The following is a 24930-nucleotide window of genomic DNA, read 5'->3' on the forward strand; positions in this document are numbered from 1 at the left end:
TGTTTCTTCATTTTTTTATACGTAAAAGTGGTAATCGCAGCTGGGTAAGGCGTTGCGGCACGAAAACCGTTGTCTGGACGCCGCGAATCGGCGTTTGAGCAACACGCCCCGAAGCGAACTTAAAGTAAAGCTTGAATTGCGCCCAATACTGTATAAAAATACAGTCACCTGTTCATACATACAGTGGCCATGACAAAACTCACCGCACGACAGCAGCAGGTTTTCGATCTGATCCGCCGGGCGATCGAACGCACCGGTTTTCCTCCCACGCGCGCCGAAATTGCCGCCGAACTCGGCTTTAGCTCGGCTAACTCGGCCGAAGAACACCTGCGCGCCCTCGCTCGCAAAGGCGTGATCGAACTGGCGGCCGGGGCGTCGCGCGGCATTCGCCTGCTGGCAGGCCCGGAAGACGCGCCGCATCAGTTCACGCTGCCGCACGCCAGCATCATGCAACTGTCGCTGCCGCTCATCGGCCGCGTCGCGGCCGGTAGTCCGATCCTCGCGCAGGAACATATCTCGCAGCACTACGCGTGCGACCCGGCACTGTTCTCCAGCAAGCCCGACTACCTGCTGAAGGTGCGTGGGCTTTCCATGCGCGACGCGGGGATCTTCGACGGCGACCTGCTCGCAGTGCAAAAGAGAAGCGAAGCAAAAGACGGCCAGATCATCATTGCCCGGCTCGGCGACGACGTCACGGTCAAGCGCTTGAAGCGCCGGCCCAACGGCATCGAGCTGATCGCGGAGAACCCGGACTACGAGAACATCTTCGTTGAAAGCGGCAGTGCCGACTTCGCGCTGGAAGGGATCGCCGTGGGGCTGATTCGACCCGGCGAGTTCTAAGCCGCAGGTGCGGCGCCGGGCCGGCGCGTAGGCGTCGCTCGGACTTCGCTTGCGCTTCGCCTGTCGGTCGTATCGCTCGTATCGCTCGTATCGCTCGTATCGCTCGTATCGCTTGGCCACACTCAACTGCATCAACGCTGCACCGCCTGGAGAGACTCATGGAACGCCTTGCCCGCCTGCTGCCTTTTCGCCAGTTCGGCCGTCTGCGCCATTTGCGCAATCTGGTGTCGTGCTCATTGATCGAAGCCCCGGCCGCAAGTACTGCGCCGCTGTTCGACACGTCCGCCGATGCGGCGAGCCTGCCCTCTGCATTGCCGGCGTTTGCGCGCGTCTCGTTGAACTCGGGGTTGAACACGGCCGAGCCGGCGCGGCGCGCGCCGGTGCGGGTCTATCACGGGCCGTCGCGGCTGATCATGGTCGGCACGGTCGACGCAGTGTGCCGCATGATCGACCGGTGCATCGCCGACGAAGCCAATATGCATGGCGCGGTATTCGAGGCTTGAGTGCCTGTCGGTGTCGAACCCGAAAGCGGCTGCCCGATGCATCGCGCGTAGTCGTTGACTGCGTCCATTTTTGAATTAAGTCGTCTGATATTTGCCTAGAATGGGATTGTTTCTGCGTGACCGAGGTCCACGTTAGACCCAACCTGATAAGGAGTCCCATCTGATGACAGTTCCAGGACGCAACAAAGGCATCGCCACCCGGCCGCTGATCATCACGTTGATCGTGATCGTGGTGATCGCCGTGCTGGGCTTTGCTTACGCATCACCGTATATCGCATTGAACAATCTCAAACGCGCGGCCGATGCCCGCGATGTGCAAACCGTCAATGAGTACGTGGATTTCCCCGCGTTGCGCGACAGCCTGAAGCTGCAGATCGCCGGTCTGCTGTCACGTCGGCTGGGCGCAGATAACGACAGCAAACTCGCCACGATTGGCGCCATGATCGGCGTGACGCTGATCGGTCCGCTGGTGGATGCGTATGCGACGCCGGACGGCGTCGCGGCCTTGCTCAACGGTATGCCGCCGAGCGGCAACCCCGGCGAGCGACCGCCTGCAGAGCCCGCCGCTAACAATGCACCGGTTGCGGGCGCGCAAACACCGGCGTCGCCAGCCGCCGGCGATGCCAACAGCAGCGCCGACGGCAACGCTGCTCCCGTGCAACGGCAAACGTCGGCGGGTTATCGCAGCCTCAATGAGTTCGTGGTGACTTACCGCCGTGGCGGCGAGGCCGCTGCACATTACGCGGCGATTTTCAGACGCGAAGGTCCGTTCACGTGGAAGCTCGCCGCAATCGATCTGAACGAGTGATCGGCGAGCACCACGGGCAATCACCTGACTGCCCCCTTGGCCCGTCCGCTCGCAGGGGCATCAGTGTGTGTGAAGGCAAGCCGCCTCAAGCCGCGGCTTGCTGCTGTTCCTGCGCGGAAGAACAGGCCACCAGAATGCTGCACGACACGCGGTCGAGCAAAGGTGTATTGCCCGCGCCCATCCACCATCTCGAGAGGCCGGTGCGGCAGCGATGCCCGACCACGACCAGGTCGACATGCAACTCGTTGGCGAGATTGGCGATCTCGTCGATCGGATGGCCGAACGCGAAATGCCCTTGCGCGTTCACGCCCCGCTCGGTGAGCCAGGTTACGCCTTCCTGCAGAATATCGCGCGCGGTCTTTTCGAAACTTCCGCAAGCCACATCGGTCAGCAGGCCAGCGCTTTGCGCGATACTGGAGCGCATGTCCACTACCGACAGCAGGTGCGTTTCCGCCTTCAGATCCAATGCGAGATCGGCGCCACAACGCAGAGCTTTGCGGCCTTCGCGCGAGCCGTCATAGCACAGCAGGATTTTTTGGTAGCTCGCCATGGTTTTCTCCTTCGCGCGGAAAGCGCGGTCTGAATCAATCATGGTGCGCCGCAATTGAACTGGCAAGGGATGGAAAACGCTAAGTGCGCATTTGACGCGCCCTGGTCCGGTGCGCACTGGATCGGGCATCGATGGCAACGCTTGTGCGCGCCTATGCCGCACTGCAAAAGAGGCTCCGCCGCTGCCCGAGTGCACTCGACGTTAGCGGGCGATAGCCTAGAATAGGCGGCCTTGCGGGCAATGACCGCCATTTTCCCGGAGCCTCGATCGACATCTATGCCTGAAGCCGCCATTGAATTTCAGGAGGTCAAAAAGAACTACGGCGAAAGGACGGTCGTTGACGGACTGTCGTTTCATGTGAACGCCGGGGAATGTTTCGGCCTGCTCGGCCCCAACGGCGCGGGGAAAACCACCACGCTGCGCATGCTGCTCGGCATCGCGGCACCCGACGCCGGCAGGATCCGGCTATGCGGCGAACCGATCCCCGGCCGAGCGCGCTTCGCGCGGGCGCGGGTCGGCGTGGTGCCGCAGTTCGACAATCTCGATCCCGATTTCACGGTGCGCGAAAACCTCCTGGTGTTCGGCCGCTACTTCGGCTTGAGCGCCGCGCAATGCCGCGCGGCGGTGCCGTCGCTGCTTGAATTCGCGCGTCTGGAGAGCAAGGCGGATGCCCGCGTGAGCGAGCTGTCCGGCGGCATGAAGCGGCGCCTCACGCTCGCGCGCGCGTTGATCAACGATCCTGACGTGCTGATCATGGACGAACCGACCACCGGCCTCGATCCGCAGGCGCGGCATCTGATCTGGGAGCGGCTGCGTTCGCTGCTCGCGCGCGGCAAGACTATCCTGCTGACCACGCACTTCATGGAGGAAGCCGAACGGCTTTGTCACCGGCTGTGCGTGATCGAGGAAGGGCGCAAGATCGCCGAAGGCGCGCCCAGGGCGCTGATTGCCTCGGAAATCGGCTGCGATGTGATCGAGATTTTTGGACCCGATCCGTTTGCGCTGCGCGATGAACTGGCGCCGCTCGTCGAGCGCACGGAAATCAGTGGCGAGACGCTGTTCTGCTATGTGAGCGACGCGCAGCCGGTGCACGCACGTCTGAAGCAGCGCGCCGATTTGCGCTATCTGCATCGGCCGGCGAACCTGGAAGACGTGTTCCTGCGGCTCACCGGCCGCGAGATGCAGGATTGAAGTGAAAAGGCAAACAATGATGAGCGCACTGTCTCGATAGTTGAAACGAAACTGCGAGGAAACCGCTGGGCACGCCAACCAAACGCCCGCGCTAGAGCGTCGCCACCACCACGCCCTCACCTCACGTCACCCCATCACAGCAACGCAACGGCACGAAACACGCAATGGACGCACGCACTTACGAAACCCCTGGCCACACGCCGTCAAAACAGGAACCGTTCGGCGCCTTCCCGGCCAACGCGGTGAACTGGATTGCGGTGTGGCGCCGCAACTATCTGGTGTGGAAGAAGCTCGCGCTCGCGTCGATGTTCGGCAATCTCGCCGATCCGATGATCTATCTGTTCGGTCTTGGCTTCGGACTCGGGCTGATGGTCGGGCACGTCGACGGTGTGTCGTACATCGCGTTTCTGGCGGCGGGCACGGTGGCCTCGAGCGTCATGATGTCGGCGAGTTTCGAGTCGATGTATTCGGGCTTTTCGCGCATGCACGTGCAGCGCACGTGGGAAGCGATCATGCATACCCCGCTCACGCTCGGCGACATCGTGCTCGGCGAGGTGATGTGGGCGGGCAGCAAGTCGACGCTGTCCGGCGCGGCGATCATGCTGGTGGCCGGCGCGTTGGGCTACGCGAATTTTCCGTCGATGTTGCTCGCGTTGCCGGTCATCGTGCTGACCGGGCTGGCATTCGCGAGTCTCGCGATGGTGGTGACGGCGCTCGCGCCATCGTACGATTTTTTTATGTTTTACCAGACCCTGGTCTTGACGCCGATGCTGCTGCTGTCCGGCGTATTCTTTCCCGCTTCCCAACTGCCCGCGGCCGCGCGGTATGCGACCGGCTTGCTGCCGCTTGCGCACGCTGTCGATCTGATCCGCCCGGCGATGCTGGCGCGGCCGATCGATCACGCGGCATTGCATGTGGCCGTGCTGGCAGCTTACGCGGTGGGCGGCTTTATCGTGTCGGCGATGCTGTTTCGGCGCCGGATGATGAAATAAGCTTGGCCGGTCGATTGCAGGTCCAGATAGCGAGTCGAGCACCCACCCCCGCCGATTTTTCAGTTATTGCAGTCGTGTCACGACAAGCGCCAAACGCGCGATACCAGCGCTTGCGATGAACGGACGACTCAGTCCTCGTCGTCCGTCCACGGAATGTCGACGTCGGAGATAAAGGCCACCGTCGCGAACGGACCGCCGTCCTGACGCCCGATCTTCCCATCGGCGCGCTGCCATTCGACCCGGAACACCGTGCCCGGATCGTCGGCGAGCAGGCGCACCGTGCGCACTTCATCCGGGTCGGCGTCCTCGACGGGACCATCGAGCGATATCTGCAATTCCTGCGGCCACAGTCCGTCGGCCGGATCATAAATCTTGTCGCCGTCGGGAATCAGCGTGAACGCTTCCACGCCGATGGTCGCCGACGCCTCGACGATCATCTTGGCGAGCGCGCGCAGCAACGCTGTCGCTCGCGCCGAATTCGCCTGACGGATTGCCAGGTCCCCGCGCGTCAGCGCCTGCTCCAGTTTCGGGTTGGTCTTTTGCTGGGCCATTCGATGTCCTTGGTCTTTTCGCTCTGTTGTGAACGCCACGCCGCACCGATTGCACGCGGCGCGCCATTTTTTGGGCTGAATCGTACCATTGGTGTAGGTGGCAGCATCGCGAGTCGCCGGCTGCTGTTGGCATGACCGGGCGTTGCGGCCGCGTAGCTTTTTATTGTTCGTTGTGCGCCTGTTGATCTCAGTTTAGGTCGTCAATCGGGTTCCGGCAGGGACATTTGGCTCTCGATTGGTTACGAACGGTATCGGCATCACGCACTTCGCCGGACCAGCTGGAAATGCATGCACCCGAGCGCGTACGCAAGCTCGGCGAGTAGGCCCGGCTGCAAAGCCCAGCTCGGACAGCAGGAGCGGACAGTGCCGCGCGTCGACAAAACACACCACCTTGGCCCGTGTGGCGAGCGGTGATCAGCGCGCAACGGCATGCGTCAGGAACGCAGAAGCTTTGCCTTTTCGGCAACGAACGATTCGAAACACAATGATTGTGGCAAAGAAAACGGCCTCCTAGAATCGGTCGACATTAGAGGCCCGAGGCCGAAGCCGATGCCGACCCACGCCCCGCCGCTACTGCCCCCTTCCGATGGAGACACCCCATGAGCCGCACGCAGGCGATCGAGCACGCGACCCAGCATTTCGAATCAGGCGCATTCCTTCAGGACCTCAACCGCCGCGTCGGCTTTCGCACCGAAAGCCAGGAAAGCAATCGCACCGCCGCGCTGCTGTCCTACCTGACCGACGAGATCGCGCCCGAAGCCGTACGTCTCGGTTTTAGCACGCGCATCGTCGATAACCCGGTGGGCGGCTTCGGGCCATTCCTGATCGCGAGCCGCCACGAGGGCGACCATCTGCCGACCGTGCTGACCTACGGCCACGGCGACGTCGTGCGCGGCTACGACAGCCAGTGGCGCGCGCCGCTCACGCCGTGGGCGGTGACTGTCGAAGGCGAGCGCTGGTTCGGCCGCGGCACCGCCGACAACAAGGGCCAGCACACCATCAACCTGGCCGCGCTGGCGAGCGTGCTGCAAGCGCGCGGCGGCCGCCTCGGCTTCAACGCGAAGCTGCTCATCGAGATGGGCGAAGAAACCGGTTCGCCGGGCCTCGACGCCATTTGCCGCGCGCACCGCGACGAACTGGCGGCCGACGTACTGATCGCCTCCGACGGTCCGCGTGTCGCCGCCCGCCGCCCGACCGTGTTCCTCGGCTCGCGCGGCGCGGTGAACTTCAGGCTGTCGCTGACGCTGCGCGACGGCGCACATCACTCGGGCAACTGGGGCGGCTTGCTGCGCAACCCGGCCACGGTGCTCGCGAACGCACTCGCGTGCCTCGTCGATGCGCGCGGCGTGATCGCCGTCGATGGCTTGCGCCCGCCGCCGCTCCCCGACGCGGTGCGCCGCGCACTCGCCGATCTCTCGGTAGGCGGCGGCCCCGGCGATCCGGCGATCGACGAGAACTGGGGGGAGCCCGGCCTCACGGCGCCCGAGCGCGTGTTCGGCTGGAACAGCCTGGAAGTGCTGGCCTTCAAGGCCGGCAATCCGGAAAATCCGGTCAACGCCATTCCGGCGTCGGCTTACGCGCATTGCCAGTTGCGCTTCGTAGTCGGCACAGACTGGACGCAGCTCGAACGGCATCTGCGCACGCACCTGGATGCGCATGGGTTTTCGCTGGTCGACATCGCCGTTGAGCGCGGCGCACCGGCCACGCGTCTGGACCTGGACGATCCCTGGGTCCAATGGGCCGTCGCGTCGCTCGAACAGACCACCGGCAAGAAGACCGCGGTGCTGCCGAACCTGGGCGGCACGCTGCCGAACGAAGTATTCTCCGACACGCTCGGGCTACCGACCATCTGGGTGCCGCACTCGTATCCGGGGTGCTCGCAGCACGCGCCGAACGAGCACCTGCTCGGGCCGGTCGTGCGCGAAGGGCTGCAAATGATGGCGGGGCTCTTCTGGGACCTTGGCGAGAACTCGCCGCGAGCAAAAGCCATGGCCGATGCCGCGCATGCGCCAGACATGGCGAACACCGCGCACACGGCGTGAGCCGAGAGCCGAACCAGATCGGATCGCCGGTCACGAACGGCCGGCTATTGACGAACGCGAGCGCATATCGTGCGGGCCGACGAGCGGTCGCGTTTGGCCCGTTGTTCGGTGTTCTGCTCGCCCTACGCCATGGCGCCCAGACCCATCACGCCGACCAGCGCGCCAGCGTCGCCGAGTGTGCGGTTTCATCGGGCTCGTCCTGTCGAACGTGGGCGAAAGCCGGTGAAGTTTCCACGCCGGCGCGACGCCTGCAGCAAGGCTAGAATACCGGTGCGGCGGGCGGTCCGCTTTCGCCATCCATGAGCCTGGCAGCCACTTTTTTCGATGAATCCTGAACACCTGGAACTGCTGGTCACGCGCGTGATGCCCTACGGGAAATATAAAGGCCGGGTAATTGCGGATCTGCCGGGCCATTACCTAAACTGGTTCGCGAGCCAAGGTTTTCCGCCCGGCGAGATCGGCCGCCTGCTCGCGTTGATGCACGAGATTGATCACAACGGTCTGAAGTCGCTGCTGGAACCTTTGCGGAAGCGCTGACGCTCGCGGTGAACGCCGGCTGAAGCACCGGCAAGCCGACGAAAGATGCAGCCAGCAGCCATATGAGCCTGTAGAAATTCATACAGGATTTCGCTTGCACCGCGCGGCCCGATGGACTTTAATCGGCGTACGTCGTCGCGCGATGGCGAATGATCGGAAGCCCTTGCGCCGTCGTCTATGACCTTGCCTGGCCCGCCCTGTCCATGTCTGAATTCAGCCTGTCCGCGCTGCTGGAATTCCTCGGTCACGATCTCTCCCCCGTGCGCGCGGTGATCATTTTTTTTCTGATCGGTTATGTCATCGTCGGACTGCCTTTGCATTTTCGCCGAGGCGCTGCCTCTCGCGATATCTGGGGCACGGCAGCCGGCGTGACGATGGCCGCCCTCTACGCAGCGTTTCTCGTCGGCGTCTACCCAGCGCTGCATCATTCGGCTGCCATGTTGCACTAGCGCACGTCAACGCGTCCTCACCCCTCGCCGCGCGAGGCGCCGCGCCCATCGGCAGAAGCGCAAGCTGCAGTTCCCTTTCGAAATACTTAACCAACTGTTACAGCGGTGTCGATCGGTCAAGCGCGGTACGTCGAGCGAGCGGCTGACGGCACGGCGTTCGCTGCGCATGACTCGATCGGCGGCGCGTACAGGCACGCGCCCTGCGGTAATGCATGGACACAAATACTGCTGAACTCCATCGCACGCGATTTTTCTGATGCTTATACGAAGGAGAAAATCGTGAGCAGGTTCGTTGCATCAATCGCTCTGATATCCCTGGCGGCAGGTCTCACCGGATGCGCAGTCGCACCGGCCTATGACTATTCGTACGCGCAGCCCTACTATCCCGGCTACGGTTACGCGTATGGTCCACCGTATGCGCCGGTTTACGGGACGATCGGCATCTGGGGCGGTGGTTCATGCTGTTATTACCACGGACACGGCGGCGACCATTGGCATGGTCATGGCGACTGGCACGGCGGCGGCTGGCATGGTGGCGGCTGGCACGGCGGCGGTTATGGCGGATCGCACGGCGGCACATGGAGCAGTGGCGGCGGACATGGCGGGCACGGGCATTGAACCCGTCGACGGTCGATGGCACGAGTGATCGCTGCGCGACGGCGACGGGCGGCCTCGCCGCCCGGCTTCCGAGGTTGCGTGAGGCGCTTGCCGCGTTGCGGTAAAATTGCTCTTTTGATTCGAGCCGTCTGGCCGTCCCATGTCTTCACGTCAAACTCCCAGCCCGCGCCGCGTCAGCGTTGCCCCGATGATGGACTGGACCGACCGCCACTGTCGCTCGCTGCATCGCGTAATCTCGCGCCACACGTGGCTTTACACGGAAATGGTGACAACCGGCGCGTTGCTGCACGGCGATGTGCCGCGTCACCTCGCCTTCACGCCACAAGAAGCGCCGGTCGCGCTGCAACTCGGCGGCAGTGAACCCGACGACCTCGCGCGCTCGGCGAGACTCGGCGAGCAATGGGGCTACGACGAAATCAATCTCAACTGCGGCTGCCCGTCGGAGCGCGTGCAGCGCGGCGCATTCGGCGCATGCCTGATGACTGAGCCGGCGCTCGTGGCCGACTGCGTGAAGGCCATGCGCGATGTCGTTTCGGTACCGGTGACGGTGAAGCATCGCATCGGCGTGGACGCGTTCGAGCACTACGCATTCGTGCGCGATTTCGTCGGCACGGTCGCCGGCGCGGGCTGCCGCGTGTTCATCGTGCATGCACGCAACGCGATCCTCAAAGGTTTGAGCCCCAAGGAAAATCGCGAGATTCCTCCGCTCAAATACGACTACGCGTACCAGTTGAAGCGCGACTTTCCGGAACTGGAGATCATCATCAACGGCGGGATCAAGACGCTCGATGAAGTTGATCTGCATCTTCAACACGTCGACGGCGTGATGCTCGGACGGGAGGCTTATCACAACCCGTACGTGCTCGCAGATGTCGATGCGCGCTTCTACGGTTCGACGCAAGCGCCGCTGACTCGCGAGCAGGTCGAAGCCAGGCTGATCGAATATTGCGCGGCTGAAATGGCGCGCGGCACCTATCTCGGTGCAATTACGCGTCATGCGCTGGGTCTTTACCGCGGCGAAGCCGGGGCACGCGGATGGCGTCGTGTTCTGTCCGATAGCAAACGCCTCGCGGCGCGCGAGCTCAGCATCTTCGACGAGGCAAGACAGCATCTGCGCGAGCCGGTCGGAATTTTTGAATAAAGGCCTAGGCAAATGCGATTCGTGTTCGTATAATCTCGTTTCTTCATCGACGAGCCAGGTTTGTTGGTAAGTCAAGCAGATGTCAGTGGTGGCTGTAGCTCAGTTGGTAGAGTCCAGGATTGTGATTCCTGTTGTCGTGGGTTCGAGCCCCATCAGCCACCCCAAAAGAATCAAGCGCTTAGCCCGGTCATTGCGACTGGGCTTTTTGCTTTCTCAGCCGTGTAGGCACCACGTAGGCGCTGGCGGGAAACTAGGGTAGGTTCAGGTCGACGTCGCACGTCCTCAGATTGAGGTCGTCGTCGGGAACCTCGACCTCGACCGGCGAGCTATTCATCCAAGTGGGTGACGACCTCACCCAATACGAGTTCGAGCTTCGCCGTAGCGTCAGCTTCAGACATTACGCCCTGCTCGACGGCGATACGCGCGGCCAGGGTCTGCTTCGCGGCGAGCATGAGTAGTTGGAAGGCGTTCTCATGCAGGAAGGATTCTGCGAGGTGCTCGGCTTGTCTCCCGATGATGGTCGCGATGTTGTTCCCCTCGAAGCCGGGTGTGCCCGCGTTCATCTGCGTCCGCAGGTCTATGCAGAAGTCGCGCAGGCCGTGGACTATCTCCGCTGTCGTTTGCTCTTTCATCGCGTTCCCCGTTGGTTGGTGTTGTCGGCACACTACCTCAGATTGAGGGAGTCGTCGTCGGTCGAGCAGATTGGTCTGCACCGCGAAAGTCGAGCGTCCGGGGCATCTGCGGGACATGCAGCGCAAACCGACCCATTCCGGTCATCGGCGCTCTAGGAAAGGCGGCCGTTCCTCAAGATTGAAATGGCCCGAAGAAATCAGGCAAATGCGGCGATGCTGCCTACTACACCTAACGCGTGACATGAGCGGCTGTCGTTGGGAAGTCCGCTCGATCGATGGGGTAGCCGTCATGACCAACCGCATTCATTTAGGTCGCGAGCACGATGACGCTTGCGACCCGGAACAAATTCATCGTAGCGTTCGTTGAGGAAAGCGCCGAAGACTCTGAGCTTGGAGAGGAATGGTGCCTTGCGGCCCCGATGACCGTTTGGCGAGTCGGCGACTTCCCAGCGACCATTCTGGATTTCCAGCGTTGCGTCGGTCGGGTTGCCCCATTCACCCTCGCATTTCGTACACAAATGATTCTCGTATTCGGTGAGCCAGACCTTCGCGGAGAGCGACACGAGAGACTCTTCGGCGAACTTCCGGTCGAGTGTTGGAAGATTCTGCTCGGCCCAGGTCAGGAATAGAGGTGTGATGCGTCGGATGACGGCTTCGTTTGCCGCCAACCCGGAGTGCGGTGACAGAAAATAGGCACCGCGGTAGCCGTGCTCTGAGTTGAAGAAGAGATCGAACGTCGCGCGAGGGATTCTTAGATTGAATACGACCCGCGAAAAGCCTCCCAAGTCGTCGCAGGCCTGCCTGTGAACGCAGAGAATTTCCATCTCGCGCGCGACCGCTTCCACAATCTCGCCGAACGATGGCGCCTTGAGAAGCGCACTTGACCGCTCCTTACCAATTGCCGGATCAAAGACCCACGCAGTCATGCTAAGTGCCTACGACGGCTTACTTTGTTTTCGGGAGACACTTCTGATGTATAAATCGGCGTTGCTCCGTAGCATCGAACATAGATGAGAGGCAAGGCCGCTTGCGACGGGCGTTTCTGCGCAGAGTTGTAGCAGCATCTATTCGACATACTTTGCAACGAACGCTTTGTACTCGTCCTCGGACTTGCAAATCTGCTCACTTGTGGATGGCTCCATGAGTTTGCAATTCATTGGCGGGACTTCCCAGTACTTTTTATTTTCACTAGACATCCAAGTGTACTCGGCATATTCGCGTTGCTCAAAAGCATCTAGCAACACCCGGTTGATGAACTCCTTGCCCGGGATTGTGGTCCGGTTGTCACTCTCGATCGCCATAAAGCACTTGCCGAGTCTTGTATTGTAGTGACTCTGATACGAGTCCGAATTCAGGTTCTGTTGCACCTCCTTGTAGCCGAGCGCATGAAACACTTTCTTCGCTTGCTCTGCGCACCTCTCCTGAAGCTGTAGGCTTTCCAGCCCGGATTTGTCGGCGAGCTGCGCGTTGAGCTGTTTGACTTGCCCTCGCAGCTGACCATTATTTGCTACCTCATCGGCGAGCTGCGCGTTGAGCTGCTTGACTTGCCCTCGCAGCTGACCATTATTTGCTACTTCGGCGATGAGACGCCACGCGAGGACGGCCGCAATAAGGAGCACGCCAGCGACTACAGCTTTCATTTCAGATCATCCTTTCGCCACAGGCGGTCCGAAGTTGGAGTTCAGGTTGCTTTGGGGTCTTATCGCAGAGTCCCCCTGGAACGAGCTGTTACGAGCCGGAGGGGAGAGTCTGGTTCTATTTCGTTAGTGACTGTGTCTTTAAGAGTGTCCAAACATCTGATCCACGAGGATACGTCGAACGAAAATTGTAACCAATTCTCGCGGCGTTGCCGAATGACCGCTTGTGGCCGAAGCCGTGTGAAAACGTAGGCTAAACCCGAGGTTTGTTACCAGTCTGTGCTGTACGTAATTCAGCACAACGGAAAGCGCTCTTGGCGGGGCGCGGCAATCCACATAAAATCTCAAGGACACCGTTTAGGAAAATAGCGACCCCGATGAAAGACAAGTCCGACTACTTAAGAATTACAGCCAACAATTTTGTCTTCACAGAGCGCCCCGGGAAATTATTGATCGGCTTCGAGGACACTGACGCATGGTTCAAGAGGCATGAGGTTGTATATCCGAGAATGTTCACGCCAGAGGGTAATGCGATGGGCTTCAAGAAGGAAGGCGCGGACGCTGCGATTTCCTTGACGGAATTTCTTCTCAAAGAACATCCTGAATATGCAAGGGGAACAGATTTTCAGAATCTACTTTCCGAAGTTGCGAAAGAATTGATCAAGGCTATTCGCAATGGTTCTCCATACGATAGCTATGAAAAATTCAAATCGAAGATTGCCAGTTGGTTTTCAGAAGAGGCGTCGGCTAAGACGCACTTCATTCCTTGCGCTATCTCTCCGTATGATTCACGGTCGTTCAGTGTTGGCCCTGTGACGTTTCAGTCCGTGATTAGCTTTGCTGCCGCTCATCAGATTGCATCAAAGGACGAAGTGGAAAAATTCGGATATAATCAACTAATTGAGTATGCAGCAAGTCAAGGCGCGCACTGGATCGCCCAAGTACAGACTGAAGGTTACGATAACGAGAGATCTGCTGAACACGCAGACATTTCCGTTGATATTGCTCTTGTGGCCCTGCAACTATTCATACCGCCCGCGGTCTCAAAAGAAGTCGCGAGATCAACGGCGCGAACGATTCCCCCACATATCAAAACATTTAAAAAGGTTGGGGATTATTTGAGATCCGGGTCCACGCGCGCGGACCCTTGTATAAGCTATTCCGGTCCGTATTTCGACATGATTCTAGGCCAAAACAAAGCCATACTTGAATCTGTAGGAAATCGAGTGGACGCTTTTGTTAAGGGGCAGTCAAATTTGGTGAGACTAGATCAAGCATGGTGCGACGCGGCTTACTGGTTTCATGAGGGGATATCTGAGAAGCTGGACACTGTGGCAATTGCCAAAATGGAAACGTCTATTGAGGTACTGCTCTTCGCACAGAGCACTAGCGGATGCAAAAATGGACTGCTTAAGGTATTTGAAGTAATTTACGGGTTGACCAAAAATCAACCGCTGAGAGACAACGATTCTCGAACGGTTTTAAGTTTTATCGACTCTGTTGTAACGGCACGATCTCGTGTACTTCATGGAACGTGGTCAACGCTGAATTACCGAAAACCAGCCTTGAACGAGCGTCAGCATCGTCAAGAGATCGAATTGCTGACGAGCAATCTCTTGGCCCGTTTCACATTGCATCTCGATGGCTATAAGAATACTGAAAAGCCAGAAGACAACTTCATGAAATTTCTAGACTGGATATCAACGCAAAAGGTCAGTGCGTAGACCGCTCACCTGAGCAGACCTTTCCCTGCGCTTGAGGAAAAGTGTCGGGGATGGGGTGGCGTTTCAGCACCCCACGGCTGGCGGATAGCTGAAACGCGCCCGTACGCGCTGAAACACCGGGAGACGGCAGACTTTGGCGGCGGTCGTTTACTCGGCTCGATGCTGTTGATTCCGACAACGCGGCATGCAGAATCCATGGCTGCTCATGGGATTTGGCGACGTTCACATGTGAGCCGGTTGTCGCCGTTGAGTTGCTTCGGCCTTGTCGATTGCCTCAATCTGCCCTATGAGCCGTTTGTAGGCGGGCAGCAGGTCGGTAATCGGTCGTCCCTCGCGCAACCCGGCGTTCAGCGTGAGCCGCAGTTCGCCGGTCTGGCGCAGCAGGGATTCACGTTCAGTGCTGTTCATGTGGTGGGGCTCCAGTCGTGGTCTGATTTATTTAGATCAGGCCGATCTATTTTCGATCAGATCTGCCCTACGTCGATGTTGCCAGGCTACAGGTCGTCGTCCATGTCGCCCGGCGTCGAACTCCTGTTTTTGAATTCAATCTGCCGAGTGAGCAGACTTCGCCATTCAGAACCTCTATATGTGAAAAACCTACTCCCAACCTCCCAACCCTCCCAACTCGGCCCGCAAACCCTTGCTGGGCTTGGGTTTCGTAGTTGGGAGGTGAGTTGGGAGGTGGCCCGATTGGCTCCCAACTGGCCGGTCCGAGAGCCACATGGTTATGGACTAAATCCCAACTGCTCCCAACTAGCTCCCAACTAGGAAATCCTTATTCCATGCGGGTTACAGGGGAGAGTTGGGAGGTTGGGAGAGTTGGGAGGTACTTCTCGCGTATGTGCGCGCGAGCCGGTCTCGTCTACTCAGTCGCCGTCGCCATCATCATTGGACTGGCGGGCGTACATGACGTACACGTCCCCGATGCCTTTGCCCTTGTTGAACATGAACCCCTTGCCATTGGTGCGGCGGTCGAGCATCCCAGCCTCGTGAAGCACCTTGCAGGCGTGGTCCTTTTCATAGCCCGCGATGACCTCGCCCACGAACGCGGCCTTGAACACCCAAAACACTGTCTCGCCATCGACGCGGCGTTTGTGGCCCATGAGGTTTTGAACGGCCTTGCCGTCTGCGTCATCCTTCTGCGACATGAAGCGCCCGCTCTCGTTGATGAGCAGCACGCCGTTCGCCTGTTCGAGCAGGCGTTCCACGTCGCGGTCCTTCGTGCCGAATGCGGCCAGCCAGCGAGCCCATGCGGCCATGACCCATGTGCGTGCCTCGCCGCGCGTCCAGCCGGTAATGCCAGCCTCGGACGCCATCTCGGCAGCCGCCACGAGCACGGCCCACTTACGCGTTGCGCGCTGGGCCGTAGGTGCTGCATCCGGGTGCTCGATCTCCAGGGTCGTCAGCATGTCGGCCTCGGTCGCCGTCACCCAGCCCTTGACCTCGCCATGGTGAGCGGCCAGCCATTCGACAAAGGCGCGACCGGGAGTGCCGTAGTACGAGCGCGCTGCTTTGGTCAGTTCCACAGAAAAGTCGCCGCCGTTCTTGCGACCGTGCAGGCAGTCGAAGACGCGATACGCGCCGGAGTCGGCGGGCACGTCGAGCAGGCGGATTTCCTGACCACCGCGCGGCGTCTGACCACCTTCGGCCAGGTATTGCGACATGCCGACTTCCCCGGTCGATACCATCGTCAAGCGCCATGAGCGCGACGCCACCACGCCGCCGTCCTTCGTGCCTTGAAGCCGCGATACGCCGTTCAACATTTGGTAAATCGCGCTGCCGATTTTGCGAGCGTCGCCGGAGCCGATTTCGTCCAAATACAGCAAGCCATCATTGGCGTACTCCGCTGTCCTGGTGAGGCCGAACGTTGTGCCATCCCAGCTATGCAGCACGCTCACAGGGTCGCCCCATACGCTGGCGGCGCAGTCGGCTGCCGTGGACTTGCCTGACGACGTGCGCGCGTGAAGGTGCAGGCCGATGCCGTCGCGCACGCCAACGAGTGAGAGCAGCGGGCCAGCCAACGAGCACGCGATACCAGCCGCAACAAGCGGATTCTCGCGAGCCATGAGCCCCACAGTATCGCGCCACATCTGAAGGCTGCCGGCGGCCTCGTAGGTGGCTTTCTTGGGCGTGCCGCCGTTGTAGAAGATGCGCTTCGTCGGCGTGCCTACCATGTCGCCGTTCGGCATGACGTAGCAGCCATGTTGCCAGCCGGACAGACTGACGATTTCGTACCAGTCGTCGCCACCTTCCTTTTGCAGGTAGTAGCTCAGGCGGCTGCGGGCCGTCGCCGTCGTCGCGACAGCCAGCCCTTGGTTGCGCATGGTCGCCCAGCACTCGCGTTCGCCGATGACGGCGTTCTGCATTGCCATCTGGATATGCTCGCCGTTGCCTTGGCGCTTCCATTGCAGCAGCCGGTACTGGTTACCAGCGTCATCGCGACCGTTGCCCAGCACTTCCAACTCGTCGCACAGCCACGTCGGCACCTTGCGGTCGGACTCGCCATCCTTGCCGGGCACGACGTTGATGAAGTACAGGCCGCCGTCGATAACGGCGTAGTGCGATTGTCCTGCGTCGCTCACCGGCTTGGACTTCTTCTTCGGCTCGGGATTCTTCACCGGCTCCAGCTTCACCAGCTTCATGTTGGCGACGGCGGCACGCATGGTTGCCTCCGCATCCATCTCTACGTTCATCTCGGCGCTCATGCCGTCATCTCCAAAATCGTGTCGTTCAAGTCGTTTTCGGTCTGCTGCGAGACCAGCACTTCGGCACCAGCTTCTACCCAGCGGCGTCCGCATTCGTCGGCGGCAGCGATGCCAGCCGGGTCGTTGTCCCTCGCGATAGTCAGCACTTCGATGCCCGGCACCACTGGCAGCTTCGCCAGGTTCCCGGCGTCGATGAGACTCCATGCCGGGAGACCGCACCACGCGAGCGACAAGGCAGTTTCCAGACCCTCGGCAATACCAAGACAGGTATTCACGTCAGCGTCCGGCCACAAGCGGATTACGCCGCCCTGCTTGCGATGTCCGCCCAGCAGCAGGCGCGGCGGGTCGATATCAGCCTTCGTGCCGTCGGCCTTCACCCAGGTACGGTGCAAGCTCAACGGCTCGCCGGTCAGAACGTCGGTGATGAGCGCGACAAGTGCCGGACCAACGTGCCCGGACGGGTGGCGCAGCGCCGGGTGCCAGCGCAGGTCGCCGTCAACCGGCGGGATGCAGCAGCGGCGTGCGTTCAAGTAGTCGAGTGCAACGCCACTGAGCGGCTTGCTGACGGCCCACATGGAGTGTCCCCAGTCCGACAGCACCTCGTGCTTCTCGGACGGCGCAGCGGACTTGATACGCGGCCTGCTGGGCGTCGAGAGGTGCGCGCCACGTTCCGGTTTGAAGGTCTCCGTGTAGCTGCAACGGTAGCAATGGGCCACCCCGCTCCAGTCGAGCTTGATGGTCAAGCTCAGCGTGCGGTGGCGCGGACCACGGCCACATGCCGGGCACGTGAGGCGGTGGTTGCCGATGTCGTAATCATTCCACGCAATCATGAGCGGACCTCGCGGCGCGGCAGTTCCCAGTAGCTCGTACCAAGGCGGACGCTGCGGGTCTTCTCGATGCGCAGGACGGCGCTGGCGCGCTCGATGGTGCGGCGGGAGTGACCGGCCGCGCGAGCACGTGCGAAGACGCCGTCGCCCTCAGCGATGCAGAGGTGAAGGTCGGCGCGCAGGAACTTGACAGCGGCTTCTAGTTTCGAAGCGGTGGTGCTCATGCCGTGGCCTCCAGTGCGCCGTCGTCGCCGTCAGGCAGGGACCGGAGCCACTTCGCGCCTACCTTCGCCTTCTTCGTATGAAGCGCCTCAAGCGCGCGCCGCAACGTCTTCGGGGAGATGCCCGCCTCGGTTGCAAGAGACTCGATGTTCCCGGTCGGCACGAACCCCTTGCCGGTGAGCATGTCGCGAACAAACGAGATTGCGGCGGCCAACTTGCCCTTGTCGTCGCCGGTGGTCAACTTGCCCTCGGTGGTCAACTTGCCTTCCACGTCGTTACCGGCGCAGCGTTTCACGTCGCCAAGCTGGCCGTACATCGTGGGCTTCAGCCCTTCGGGGCGCATCGCGCGGGCCTGCAAGATAACTTCCGTGTCGAGCCAGTACCGGGCAATCGGGTCCTTTTTGAGCGGGTGAAGAAATTCTTCGGACTTCACGGGCCAGCCGAACTCGGCTTTGAGCCTGTGAGGATAGGCGCTCAGGCGGCGGTACGTATCGGGCAAGTCGAATTGGCAGACGCGATGGCCGTCGAGCATGCGGTCAAGCAAAAACGCGCAGAGAGTGCCGTGAGTCGGCCATGAGGGGCACAGCGGCGGCTTCGGAATGCCGTCCAGTTCCAGTTGCTCGCCGTCGCGGCGGGCGTTAACATGCGCACGTTCGTTCGGGCTCGGCTCCTCCTCAAGGATGTCCTGGCTATTTTTTTTGTCATGGCCGTTACGCCCCGGTCAGTTGGTGGAGCGAGTCGGCGGGCCACAGCAGACGGCCATTCGGCAGCTTCATCGGGACCAGGCCGAAGTAACTGCCAGTCTGGCAGAAGCGCTTACGCAAGGTCTGCACCTTGAGCCCAAGCATCCCGGCCAGAGCCTCGGTTGTGAGCGGGACGGGAGTATGTTGCTGAATAGTCGTCATTTCATATCACCATAAAATCAACGCGAATGCGTCGGTGAATGAAGTGTGCTGACTGCCTTTAAGGCTCGCCGTTCCCGTCGGGAATGCGAGCCTAGTCGGGAATCTAGTGGGGAATTTCGGGCGTTAGTCGGGAATCTGCTGGCGCTCCAGGATTTCCAGCATGCCATTCATGAACGTCTTGAGGGACGTTGGCTTGGACCGTTTGCTGTTAGCCATGACCCACGTGAACTCGTCGTCCTTGTCGTCGCGAACGAACGCGCCCTCGGAATCGTTGTCCTTGAGCCACCTGAGCGCGGCCTTGTGGCCGGGATATTTCCTCTCATGAGCAGCCAGCAGGGCGGGCAATTGCTTCTCTGCGGCAACGCGCCACGCGACACGAGCACCCGGCTCCGCGGCGGGCGTATCGGCGTTGGCGGGTTTAGCCTGCTCGGTCAGACGAAACCGGAACGGCGTGTGCGGCTCGTGCAGGTCGAGCCATGCGTCTAGGTCCGGTGGATATGCCTCGCGCGTCATCAGCAGCGTGTCCGTCGTCGGCAGCTTGTCGGGCGCGATGCTTTGGAACGTGCCGCGCTCGTATAGATTCAGGTCGCCGGACCTTGCTGAAGCCAGCATCTTGCGAAGCAACGGCCATTCTCGGTCCCAGTGAACCTCGAACTTCGGGGTGTCGGTCGCCAGCGCGGCCTCGTGCTCAGTGATGAGCCGGACGGCATCGCAGAGCCGTAGGCGTCCGTTGGTCGCGACGGGAAGGATGTCAGTGTGCATGGTCATTCGTTCGGGTAGATCAGACCTGATCTAAGGTCAGATCAAGGTAGATCAGACTGCTTTGAGCATCGGCTGTGCGTTGCTGGCGGGCGTGAAGTTGATACCGGCCTCGTTGAGCATCCACGCTTCCAGCTTGTCGTGGTGCAGGCGCAACAAGTCCAGCGGGCGCACCTTGTAATGACGCTCGGCGGTCGCGGACGGCTTGTGGCCCATGATTTGCGCGACGATGCCGGTCGGCAGTTCGCACCATTCGGACAGCGTCGAGAATGAGCGGCGCAGGCCGTGCAACGTGACGTGCGGGACGCCTGCAATCGCGCAGACGCGGCCCAGCGCGCGATTCGGGTGCTCCAGCCGTCCGCTGCTGGAAGTCTTGCTTGAGAACACCCATTCGGACGGTTGCCACGGCTTGTCGGCGAACTGCTCGCGCATCTGCCTGACGTTCGGCGGCGTGTCGTTGATGCGCTTCAGTTCGAGCAACACGCTCATGAAGTACTGCGTCAACGGAATGACGCGCGTGCCTTCCACTTTGTCGCGGATGGTCAGGCTGCGCCACTTGAAGTCCACGTCATCCCACTTGAGCCCGGCCAGTTCCTCGCGGCGCGCGCCGGTCAGCAACAGGCCCTGAAGGTATGCCTCCATGACCGGGTTGCCGAGTTGGTGGACGGCTGCAAACCATGCTCCCAGTTGCTCGCGCTGCAACACGTCGTCCTTCGCGCCCGGCTTCGGCAGGTTGTCCTTCCTGAGCTTACTCGATACGGCCTTGCTGGCCACCAGACCGGCGTACTGCGGCTGCTCGTCGGCCCAGCCAGCGAAGATTCTCAACAGGTCGAACGCCTTCCGTGCGCGGGCCGGGCGCGTCTCGGCCTCGTCCGCCAGCCAGTTGCTGACCAGCGTCGCGGTCAGGTCCGCCAGCCTGAGCGGCATGAGCGGCGCGAGCGGGCCGGGTGCCGTCAGGCCCTTGCCGCGCAGCTTCGGCACGCCACCAGCCTGAGCAAGGTCAAGATGGTCCCGCATGTGCAGTTCACTCCACTTCGAGCGGCGGGCTTCGACGTACGCTGTCCACGCCTCGGACATCGTCGCGTTCTGGCGGACGGCTTCGACAAGACGTGCGGCGTGGTCGGCTTTTTTCTGAGCGGCCTGCTCGCGCGGGTCGTGCCCGGCGTCGATAACCGTGCGCAGGCGTGCGGCCTCGGTGCGAGCCTTGTCCAGCGTCCACGCCTTCGGGTCGCCGATGGTCACGCGGACGGTCTTTCCGTGCAGGCGCTGCTCGTAGACGTAGGCGCGAGCACCGGCAGCCGTAACTCTCAAGCCCAAGCCGGGCGTGTTGGTGTCCTGGTGCAAGGTCTGAGACTTGCCGGGTTCGCACCCTAGCGTCGATACCCGCTGCACCGTGAAATTAACCTTCATTGTCAGCCCCTCTGAGCGCGGGAGTACGGCGGGATTGGCTGAATGGCTGCGAGCGTGTGCCAGATGTCGACGTACGCGAGGTGCAAGTCGTTGTCCTTCCGGCAATCGACGCTGTCTTTGAAGTTGAAGTACGGCGTCGAGAGAAGACGGCTCGCTATTACGTCTGCGACCTGTTGGCGCGGCAGAAACGCACGCACCTGGTAGTCGCGGCCCGGAATGTGAATCTCCTCCACGTCGGGGCCGAATACGCGGCGGATGTCGTTCGGGCGGCGCGCACGCACCACAAGCAGGTTTTCGTCTTTGTCGCTGGCAATCACCGACAGCATCGAGTCATTCATCAAGAGCCACATTTCATTTCCCCCGCTGGCCAGCGCCTACGTAGGCGCTGTGTAGGCGCGCATTCTACTCGCAAATCAACGTGCGTCATCTCGGATAATGTAGGCAGATGAGGCGAGACAGGCTTGCAGTCTGCGTTTCAGGCAGATACCGCGATGCTTCGTGTTGACCTGAAATTACGGTTGGCTAGGATTGTGATTCCTGTTGTCGTGGGTTCGAGCCCCATCAGCCACCCCAAAGAATTCTGAAGTATCAAGCAGTTAAGCATTATGAGCCGTTCCGGAATGTGAAATTCGGAACGGCTTTTTTGTTTTCGGAATCGGGATTGCGCCGCGAAGCGCCATGGGCGCAAGTCAACCGCGAGCCGGCCGCACCGCGCCAATCCCTCTACGTCTTCCACGACGCAGCCCGGGAGTTCGGCGACCTGTCCTCGAAACACCAGGCACCGACCGACCTCATTGCAGCATCCACAGCATCGCCGCGATCGTGCCTTCGTCCTGGAAAACGGTCAGCACGTCCGGAATGCCTGTAATCGGGACATTGTTCACCGTCAAAAAGAACGCAATCCGCTGCCCGCTCCTCGCGTCGATATAGCCGGCGAGCGCCTGCCCCTTCAGGATCGGCGTCGTCGGCGCGGACGCGTTCACTCCGACGTAGGTGCCGGTCTTCGCGTGCACCTGACCTTTTGCGCCGGCAAGCGTCGGGTCGGCCTCGAAATGGTTGACCGTCGCGAGCGATCCATCGACCCCCAGCGCGGGCATCGAATCCTCGTACGTCGCAAAATCCGGCTTCGAGCGCATGCCGCGCAGCATCGCGATGACGGCCGCGGCATTCGCGGTCGTATCGCCGCCACCGCTTCCGTCGATGAAGTGATATTGGCCAGGCGAAATGTTGAACGTGGACGACAGTTCGCTCTGTTCCGCCGCGAGCGAGGCGCTCCTCGTCGTGGAGCCATTCTTCGCCAAACCGAACAGCATCAGGCTAACCTCAGCGCCGATGTTGTAGCTGACTTTGTTCACGTAGCGGACCTCCTGCCCGAACGGTGCGGACGTGAGTTGCGCCACCTGCTGCGCGTTCGAATACGAGCCTTGCGCGGGCAGCAACTGCACGGGGTTGGCCGCGACCGGCGCGGCCGTCACCGTCACGCCCGCGCGCGCAAGCGCCTCGATGAATACCGTACGCGCGTAATTGGACGGCTGCGTCACGCGGAAGGTGCGAATCAACGGATACGCATTGGTCAGGATCGGCACGAGTCCCGCCGGCAGATTGCCGCTCACATGGCCTACACAATTTGCCGACCCGATGCACAGCGGCGGCTCGGGATCGAGCTCGATGTCCAGCGCCGACGTCGCACTGCCGGTCGTCAGTGTCGATTGCACGGCGAACGCCGCCGACTTCGGACGCCAATCGAACGCAACGGCCGAGCCTTGCGCGCCTGGATTGAGCGTGACATCGACCAGATCGTCATTGACGAAGATCGGCCGCACGTCGAACTCGCCGCGAAAGTCGAACGGTTGAAAAAGACGGTCGTCGATCGCGACATCGCCGTTTATCGTCCTGATGCCCGCGGCAGCCACCTGGGCCGCAAGTGAGTCGTACCCGGCGAGCGGGTCGGGCGTGGACAGGACGGCATTGCCTATCGAGTTGGCTTCGTTGTGGTCGAAGCTGGTGAACGCGATCGTGCCGTCGGGATTGGCACGCCCGCCCATCGTGAGGTCGCCGCTCGCAACCAGAATCAGATTGCCGTTGAGCGTGCCGCTCGCGTCGACCGTGCCCTGCCGGTAGACCGGTGTGACGAACCGATGCTGCGCGCCGAGCGCATTCAGCGCATTGCCGGTCGAAAAAACCTTGCGCACCGAGGCAATGAACATCTGTGCACTGGAATCGAGATCATAGATCACGCGCCCGGACTCGAGATCGACCACCTGCATCGACCAGGTCGCATTTCTATAGGCAGGCTTTTGCATCACCTGCATGATGGAATCGGGAACCGTCGTCACCGGATCAACCGACCCGCCGCACGACACCAGCAAAAATGAAGTTGCAATCACGGCCCAGCGTTTGCAACTTCGATCGAAGGCCGCACTCATCTCAGGTCTCCAGGTTCGATTGATCGTTCTTGCGCCTAAACCTCGCTCAAGGCTTGCCCTCCTCCAGCACTTCCACCGGCTTGCTGAGCTCGCCGATCAGGATTCGTGCGATCGAGTCGGCGGGCGCGCGGCCATCGGGCGCGAGCGCGGTCGTCGCCCATGTTACGACGGTCGTTTGCGTCGTCGGGTCGTACACCATGAACGTATTGAAGCCGTTGATCTGGCCGTTGTGCCCATAGAACGATCCATACTTTGCGATGCCCAGACAGTAACTCGGCGAGTTCGGATCGGACGGCACGAGCGGCGTGCAAGTGGACAGGCGCCTCGCCTGCAGATCGGCGTTCAGATAGCCTCCGCCGACCATCCGTTGCACGAAGGCAGCGAGTTGCTTGACGGTCGAAATGCCAGAGCCGGCCGTCCACGCCCATGACGCGCTCGCGGTCGTGACATCGGTTGGCTGCAGGGCGCCGTTCGCCGCAGCCGCCTGCCGTTCGGGAGACAGCGCCGCGTCGGTTGCGGTCTCCGCATTGGTGCCCCACAAATAGCCGTGCGGGGCCGGAGGGAGCAGCGACGTATCGTTCTGCGGCGGCAAGTACGTATCGGTGAGGCCGAGCGGCGCGAACAGGCGCGCTTGCATCGCGTCGGCGGCGCTCGTTCGCGTCAGCTGCTCGACGATGAGTCCGAGCAGCACGGTGTTCGTATTCGAATAGCCGAACGAAGTGTCCGGCGCGAAATCCACCGGGTGGCTGAAAGCGATATTGAGCATGTCGCCGGTGGTCCAAAGTTTGTTTGGCTGCGCATCGAGCGTCTGATTGAAGGCCAGATCCTTCGTATAGTTGTAAAGGCCGCTTCGCATCGACAGAAGCTGCTGGATCGTGATCGCGTCGCCGTTGGGCACGGTCGCGATGAATTTGCTGACCGGGTCGCTCAGACTCAACTTTCCCTCCTGCACCAGTTGCAGAACCACGGTGCCGGTCCAGGTCTTCGTCACGCTGCCGACGCGAAAGTGCGCGTCGGTGGGAATCGGCGTGTTGGTGCCTCGCACCGCGGTACCGAACGATTCGAGCCAGTTGCCGCGCGGCGATCGCACGTAGACGACCGCACCCGCCGTGAGCGTGTCCACGAGCAGCTGATTGATCTGTGGACGAGCCGCCGTGACATAAGCGGGCTCGCCTGACAACTGGTCGCCGCCGCACCCGGAAAGCGCGAGTCCGACGATCAGTGCCAGGCCTCGTACGCAGAGCGCGAACGCAGACTTCGCTTCTGAAAACACAGGGAAGATAGTCATTGTTCTTTCCGCTCCGATCGCGCGCCGCAATGCATCGCTGACAAGCGAGCCCAAGGTGACTTACGAGTCGATTCGCCGACGCCCGTCGGGCCGCCAAAACCCTACGGCGCTGCGATGCCTGGAATGGCGAAGCAACGGCTTTATCCCGTTTCGTTTGCTCGCTGAGCAACTAT

The 24930-nt window shown here is 61.2% G+C and carries 27 protein-coding genes and 1 tRNA gene; 12 read left to right on the forward strand and 16 right to left on the reverse strand.

Annotated elements, in window-relative coordinates; genetic code table 11:
* Positions 1 to 189: 189 nt before the first annotated feature.
* The 3 genes from lexA (at position 190) to ABQJ48_RS03095 (ending at position 2151) form a co-directional block, all read left to right on the forward strand.
* Positions 190 to 840 (forward strand): transcriptional repressor LexA, encoded by a 651-nt coding sequence (lexA, locus tag ABQJ48_RS03085; RefSeq protein WP_367835874.1) that lies wholly within the window; start codon positions 190 to 192, stop codon positions 838 to 840.
* Positions 841 to 998: 158 nt separating this feature from the next.
* Entirely contained in the window at positions 999 to 1343 is a 345-nt protein-coding gene (locus ABQJ48_RS03090; RefSeq protein WP_367835876.1) for a hypothetical protein, read from the forward strand.
* 163 nt (positions 1344 to 1506) lie between these two features.
* A complete protein-coding gene (locus tag ABQJ48_RS03095) occupies positions 1507 to 2151 on the forward strand; it encodes a DUF2939 domain-containing protein (RefSeq protein ID WP_367835877.1) in 645 nt (214 codons plus the stop codon).
* Positions 2152 to 2236: 85 nt separating this feature from the next.
* On the opposite strand, the gene ABQJ48_RS03100 is transcribed toward ABQJ48_RS03095, so the two are convergent.
* On the reverse strand, positions 2237 to 2701 hold the full coding sequence (locus ABQJ48_RS03100; protein ID WP_367835878.1) for a universal stress protein: 465 nt from the start codon (positions 2699 to 2701) through the stop codon (positions 2237 to 2239).
* A gap of 276 nt (positions 2702 to 2977) precedes the next feature.
* Between ABQJ48_RS03100 and nodI the strand changes: the two genes are divergently transcribed.
* Positions 2978 to 3892: a nodulation factor ABC transporter ATP-binding protein NodI gene (gene nodI, locus ABQJ48_RS03105; RefSeq protein ID WP_367835879.1), complete on the forward strand. Its 915-nt coding sequence runs from the start codon at positions 2978 to 2980 to the stop codon at positions 3890 to 3892.
* Positions 3893 to 4056: 164 nt separating this feature from the next.
* Positions 4057 to 4884: an ABC transporter permease gene (locus tag ABQJ48_RS03110; RefSeq protein WP_367835880.1), complete on the forward strand. Its 828-nt coding sequence runs from the start codon at positions 4057 to 4059 to the stop codon at positions 4882 to 4884.
* Positions 4885 to 5012: 128 nt separating this feature from the next.
* On the opposite strand, the gene ABQJ48_RS03115 is transcribed toward ABQJ48_RS03110, so the two are convergent.
* Positions 5013 to 5435: a hypothetical protein gene (locus ABQJ48_RS03115; RefSeq protein WP_367835881.1), complete on the reverse strand. Its 423-nt coding sequence runs from the start codon at positions 5433 to 5435 to the stop codon at positions 5013 to 5015.
* A gap of 599 nt (positions 5436 to 6034) precedes the next feature.
* Between ABQJ48_RS03115 and ABQJ48_RS03120 the strand changes: the two genes are divergently transcribed.
* The 6 genes from ABQJ48_RS03120 to ABQJ48_RS03145 all read left to right on the forward strand — a co-directional run bounded on the left by ABQJ48_RS03120 (position 6035) and on the right by ABQJ48_RS03145 (position 10386).
* Positions 6035 to 7477: a M20 family metallopeptidase gene (locus tag ABQJ48_RS03120; RefSeq protein ID WP_367835882.1), complete on the forward strand. Its 1443-nt coding sequence runs from the start codon at positions 6035 to 6037 to the stop codon at positions 7475 to 7477.
* Between the two features lie 324 nt (positions 7478 to 7801).
* Positions 7802 to 8014, forward strand: a complete 213-nt coding sequence (locus ABQJ48_RS03125; protein ID WP_106283596.1) for a DUF3820 family protein — start codon at positions 7802 to 7804, stop codon at positions 8012 to 8014.
* 203 nt (positions 8015 to 8217) lie between these two features.
* Entirely contained in the window at positions 8218 to 8463 is a 246-nt protein-coding gene (locus tag ABQJ48_RS03130; protein WP_367835884.1) for a hypothetical protein, read from the forward strand.
* Between the two features lie 279 nt (positions 8464 to 8742).
* Complete coding sequence (locus tag ABQJ48_RS03135) at positions 8743 to 9081, forward strand: hypothetical protein (protein ID WP_367835886.1); 339 nt, start codon at positions 8743 to 8745, stop codon at positions 9079 to 9081.
* Positions 9082 to 9220: 139 nt separating this feature from the next.
* The gene (gene dusA, locus ABQJ48_RS03140) at positions 9221 to 10222 is read left to right on the forward strand and encodes a tRNA dihydrouridine(20/20a) synthase DusA (RefSeq protein WP_367835887.1); all 1002 of its coding nucleotides are present in this window, start codon (positions 9221 to 9223) and stop codon (positions 10220 to 10222) included.
* Between the two features lie 88 nt (positions 10223 to 10310).
* Positions 10311 to 10386, forward strand: a tRNA-His gene (locus tag ABQJ48_RS03145).
* A gap of 162 nt (positions 10387 to 10548) precedes the next feature.
* On the opposite strand, the gene ABQJ48_RS03150 is transcribed toward ABQJ48_RS03145, so the two are convergent.
* The 3 genes from ABQJ48_RS03150 to ABQJ48_RS03160 form a co-directional block, all read right to left on the reverse strand.
* Complete coding sequence (locus ABQJ48_RS03150; protein ID WP_367835889.1) at positions 10549 to 10854, reverse strand: hypothetical protein; 306 nt, start codon at positions 10852 to 10854, stop codon at positions 10549 to 10551.
* A 287-nt stretch (positions 10855 to 11141) separates the two neighbouring features.
* Complete coding sequence (locus ABQJ48_RS03155; protein ID WP_367835890.1) at positions 11142 to 11780, reverse strand: hypothetical protein; 639 nt, start codon at positions 11778 to 11780, stop codon at positions 11142 to 11144.
* Positions 11781 to 11918: 138 nt separating this feature from the next.
* A complete protein-coding gene (locus ABQJ48_RS03160) occupies positions 11919 to 12494 on the reverse strand; it encodes a hypothetical protein (RefSeq protein ID WP_367835891.1) in 576 nt (191 codons plus the stop codon).
* Positions 12495 to 12868: 374 nt separating this feature from the next.
* Here ABQJ48_RS03160 and ABQJ48_RS03165 point away from each other — a divergent pair, with 374 nt between their 5' ends.
* On the forward strand, positions 12869 to 14215 hold the full coding sequence (locus tag ABQJ48_RS03165) for a hypothetical protein (RefSeq protein WP_367835893.1): 1347 nt from the start codon (positions 12869 to 12871) through the stop codon (positions 14213 to 14215).
* A 222-nt stretch (positions 14216 to 14437) separates the two neighbouring features.
* Here ABQJ48_RS03165 and ABQJ48_RS03170 read toward each other — a convergent pair whose 3' ends face one another.
* From ABQJ48_RS03170 to ABQJ48_RS03220, 11 genes are all read right to left on the reverse strand, one after another.
* Positions 14438 to 14623: a hypothetical protein gene (locus tag ABQJ48_RS03170; RefSeq protein ID WP_367835894.1), complete on the reverse strand. Its 186-nt coding sequence runs from the start codon at positions 14621 to 14623 to the stop codon at positions 14438 to 14440.
* 458 nt (positions 14624 to 15081) lie between these two features.
* Positions 15082 to 17013 (reverse strand): DUF927 domain-containing protein, encoded by a 1932-nt coding sequence (locus ABQJ48_RS03175; RefSeq protein WP_367835895.1) that lies wholly within the window; start codon positions 17011 to 17013, stop codon positions 15082 to 15084.
* Positions 16917 to 17663 (reverse strand): DUF7146 domain-containing protein, encoded by a 747-nt coding sequence (locus tag ABQJ48_RS03180; protein ID WP_367835897.1) that lies wholly within the window; start codon positions 17661 to 17663, stop codon positions 16917 to 16919. Before ABQJ48_RS03180 ends, ABQJ48_RS03175 begins: the two co-directional genes overlap by 97 nt.
* Positions 17664 to 17746: 83 nt before the next feature.
* Complete coding sequence (locus ABQJ48_RS03185) at positions 17747 to 17971, reverse strand: hypothetical protein (protein WP_367835898.1); 225 nt, start codon at positions 17969 to 17971, stop codon at positions 17747 to 17749.
* Positions 17968 to 18501 (reverse strand): hypothetical protein, encoded by a 534-nt coding sequence (locus ABQJ48_RS03190; protein WP_367835899.1) that lies wholly within the window; start codon positions 18499 to 18501, stop codon positions 17968 to 17970. The genes ABQJ48_RS03185 and ABQJ48_RS03190 overlap by 4 nt, the downstream gene beginning before the upstream one ends.
* Before the next feature lie 178 nt (positions 18502 to 18679).
* Complete coding sequence (locus tag ABQJ48_RS03195) at positions 18680 to 18874, reverse strand: DNA-binding protein (RefSeq protein WP_367835901.1); 195 nt, start codon at positions 18872 to 18874, stop codon at positions 18680 to 18682.
* A 123-nt stretch (positions 18875 to 18997) separates the two neighbouring features.
* Positions 18998 to 19636: a hypothetical protein gene (locus tag ABQJ48_RS03200; RefSeq protein WP_367835903.1), complete on the reverse strand. Its 639-nt coding sequence runs from the start codon at positions 19634 to 19636 to the stop codon at positions 18998 to 19000.
* Positions 19637 to 19687: 51 nt separating this feature from the next.
* The gene (locus ABQJ48_RS03205; RefSeq protein ID WP_367835905.1) at positions 19688 to 21043 is read right to left on the reverse strand and encodes a tyrosine-type recombinase/integrase; all 1356 of its coding nucleotides are present in this window, start codon (positions 21041 to 21043) and stop codon (positions 19688 to 19690) included.
* Between the two features lie 2 nt (positions 21044 to 21045).
* Positions 21046 to 21381, reverse strand: a complete 336-nt coding sequence (locus ABQJ48_RS03210; protein ID WP_367835906.1) for a hypothetical protein — start codon at positions 21379 to 21381, stop codon at positions 21046 to 21048.
* 453 nt (positions 21382 to 21834) lie between these two features.
* Entirely contained in the window at positions 21835 to 23469 is a 1635-nt protein-coding gene (gene dacB, locus ABQJ48_RS03215) for a D-alanyl-D-alanine carboxypeptidase/D-alanyl-D-alanine endopeptidase (RefSeq protein ID WP_367835907.1), read from the reverse strand.
* 46 nt (positions 23470 to 23515) lie between these two features.
* The gene (locus tag ABQJ48_RS03220; RefSeq protein WP_367835908.1) at positions 23516 to 24757 is read right to left on the reverse strand and encodes a serine hydrolase domain-containing protein; all 1242 of its coding nucleotides are present in this window, start codon (positions 24755 to 24757) and stop codon (positions 23516 to 23518) included.
* Positions 24758 to 24930: the final 173 nt, after the last annotated feature.

The organism is Paraburkholderia suaedae (assembly GCF_040812055.1).
Classification (GTDB): Bacteria; Pseudomonadota; Gammaproteobacteria; order Burkholderiales; family Burkholderiaceae; genus Paraburkholderia.

Coding starts and splice junctions, on each gene's coding strand:
- lexA (WP_367835874.1), top strand. CDS start 190: ATGACAAAACTCACCGCACGACAGCAGCAGGTTTTCGATCTGATCCGC.
- ABQJ48_RS03090 (WP_367835876.1), top strand. CDS start 999: ATGGAACGCCTTGCCCGCCTGCTGCCTTTTCGCCAGTTCGGCCGTCTG.
- ABQJ48_RS03095 (WP_367835877.1), top strand. CDS start 1,507: ATGACAGTTCCAGGACGCAACAAAGGCATCGCCACCCGGCCGCTGATC.
- ABQJ48_RS03100 (WP_367835878.1), bottom strand. CDS start 2,701: ATGGCGAGCTACCAAAAAATCCTGCTGTGCTATGACGGCTCGCGCGAA.
- nodI (WP_367835879.1), top strand. CDS start 2,978: ATGCCTGAAGCCGCCATTGAATTTCAGGAGGTCAAAAAGAACTACGGC.
- ABQJ48_RS03110 (WP_367835880.1), top strand. CDS start 4,057: ATGGACGCACGCACTTACGAAACCCCTGGCCACACGCCGTCAAAACAG.
- ABQJ48_RS03115 (WP_367835881.1), bottom strand. CDS start 5,435: ATGGCCCAGCAAAAGACCAACCCGAAACTGGAGCAGGCGCTGACGCGC.
- ABQJ48_RS03120 (WP_367835882.1), top strand. CDS start 6,035: ATGAGCCGCACGCAGGCGATCGAGCACGCGACCCAGCATTTCGAATCA.
- ABQJ48_RS03125 (WP_106283596.1), top strand. CDS start 7,802: ATGAATCCTGAACACCTGGAACTGCTGGTCACGCGCGTGATGCCCTAC.
- ABQJ48_RS03130 (WP_367835884.1), top strand. CDS start 8,218: ATGTCTGAATTCAGCCTGTCCGCGCTGCTGGAATTCCTCGGTCACGAT.
- dusA (WP_367835887.1), top strand. CDS start 9,221: ATGTCTTCACGTCAAACTCCCAGCCCGCGCCGCGTCAGCGTTGCCCCG.
- ABQJ48_RS03150 (WP_367835889.1), bottom strand. CDS start 10,854: ATGAAAGAGCAAACGACAGCGGAGATAGTCCACGGCCTGCGCGACTTC.
- ABQJ48_RS03155 (WP_367835890.1), bottom strand. CDS start 11,780: ATGACTGCGTGGGTCTTTGATCCGGCAATTGGTAAGGAGCGGTCAAGT.
- ABQJ48_RS03160 (WP_367835891.1), bottom strand. CDS start 12,494: ATGAAAGCTGTAGTCGCTGGCGTGCTCCTTATTGCGGCCGTCCTCGCG.
- ABQJ48_RS03165 (WP_367835893.1), top strand. CDS start 12,869: ATGAAAGACAAGTCCGACTACTTAAGAATTACAGCCAACAATTTTGTC.
- ABQJ48_RS03170 (WP_367835894.1), bottom strand. CDS start 14,623: ATGAACAGCACTGAACGTGAATCCCTGCTGCGCCAGACCGGCGAACTG.
- ABQJ48_RS03175 (WP_367835895.1), bottom strand. CDS start 17,013: ATGCGGACGCCGCTGGGTAGAAGCTGGTGCCGAAGTGCTGGTCTCGCA.
- ABQJ48_RS03185 (WP_367835898.1), bottom strand. CDS start 17,971: ATGAGCACCACCGCTTCGAAACTAGAAGCCGCTGTCAAGTTCCTGCGC.
- ABQJ48_RS03190 (WP_367835899.1), bottom strand. CDS start 18,501: ATGCTCGACGGCCATCGCGTCTGCCAATTCGACTTGCCCGATACGTAC.
- ABQJ48_RS03195 (WP_367835901.1), bottom strand. CDS start 18,874: ATGACGACTATTCAGCAACATACTCCCGTCCCGCTCACAACCGAGGCT.
- ABQJ48_RS03200 (WP_367835903.1), bottom strand. CDS start 19,636: ATGCACACTGACATCCTTCCCGTCGCGACCAACGGACGCCTACGGCTC.
- ABQJ48_RS03205 (WP_367835905.1), bottom strand. CDS start 21,043: ATGAAGGTTAATTTCACGGTGCAGCGGGTATCGACGCTAGGGTGCGAA.
- ABQJ48_RS03210 (WP_367835906.1), bottom strand. CDS start 21,381: ATGAATGACTCGATGCTGTCGGTGATTGCCAGCGACAAAGACGAAAAC.
- dacB (WP_367835907.1), bottom strand. CDS start 23,469: ATGAGTGCGGCCTTCGATCGAAGTTGCAAACGCTGGGCCGTGATTGCA.
- ABQJ48_RS03220 (WP_367835908.1), bottom strand. CDS start 24,757: ATGACTATCTTCCCTGTGTTTTCAGAAGCGAAGTCTGCGTTCGCGCTC.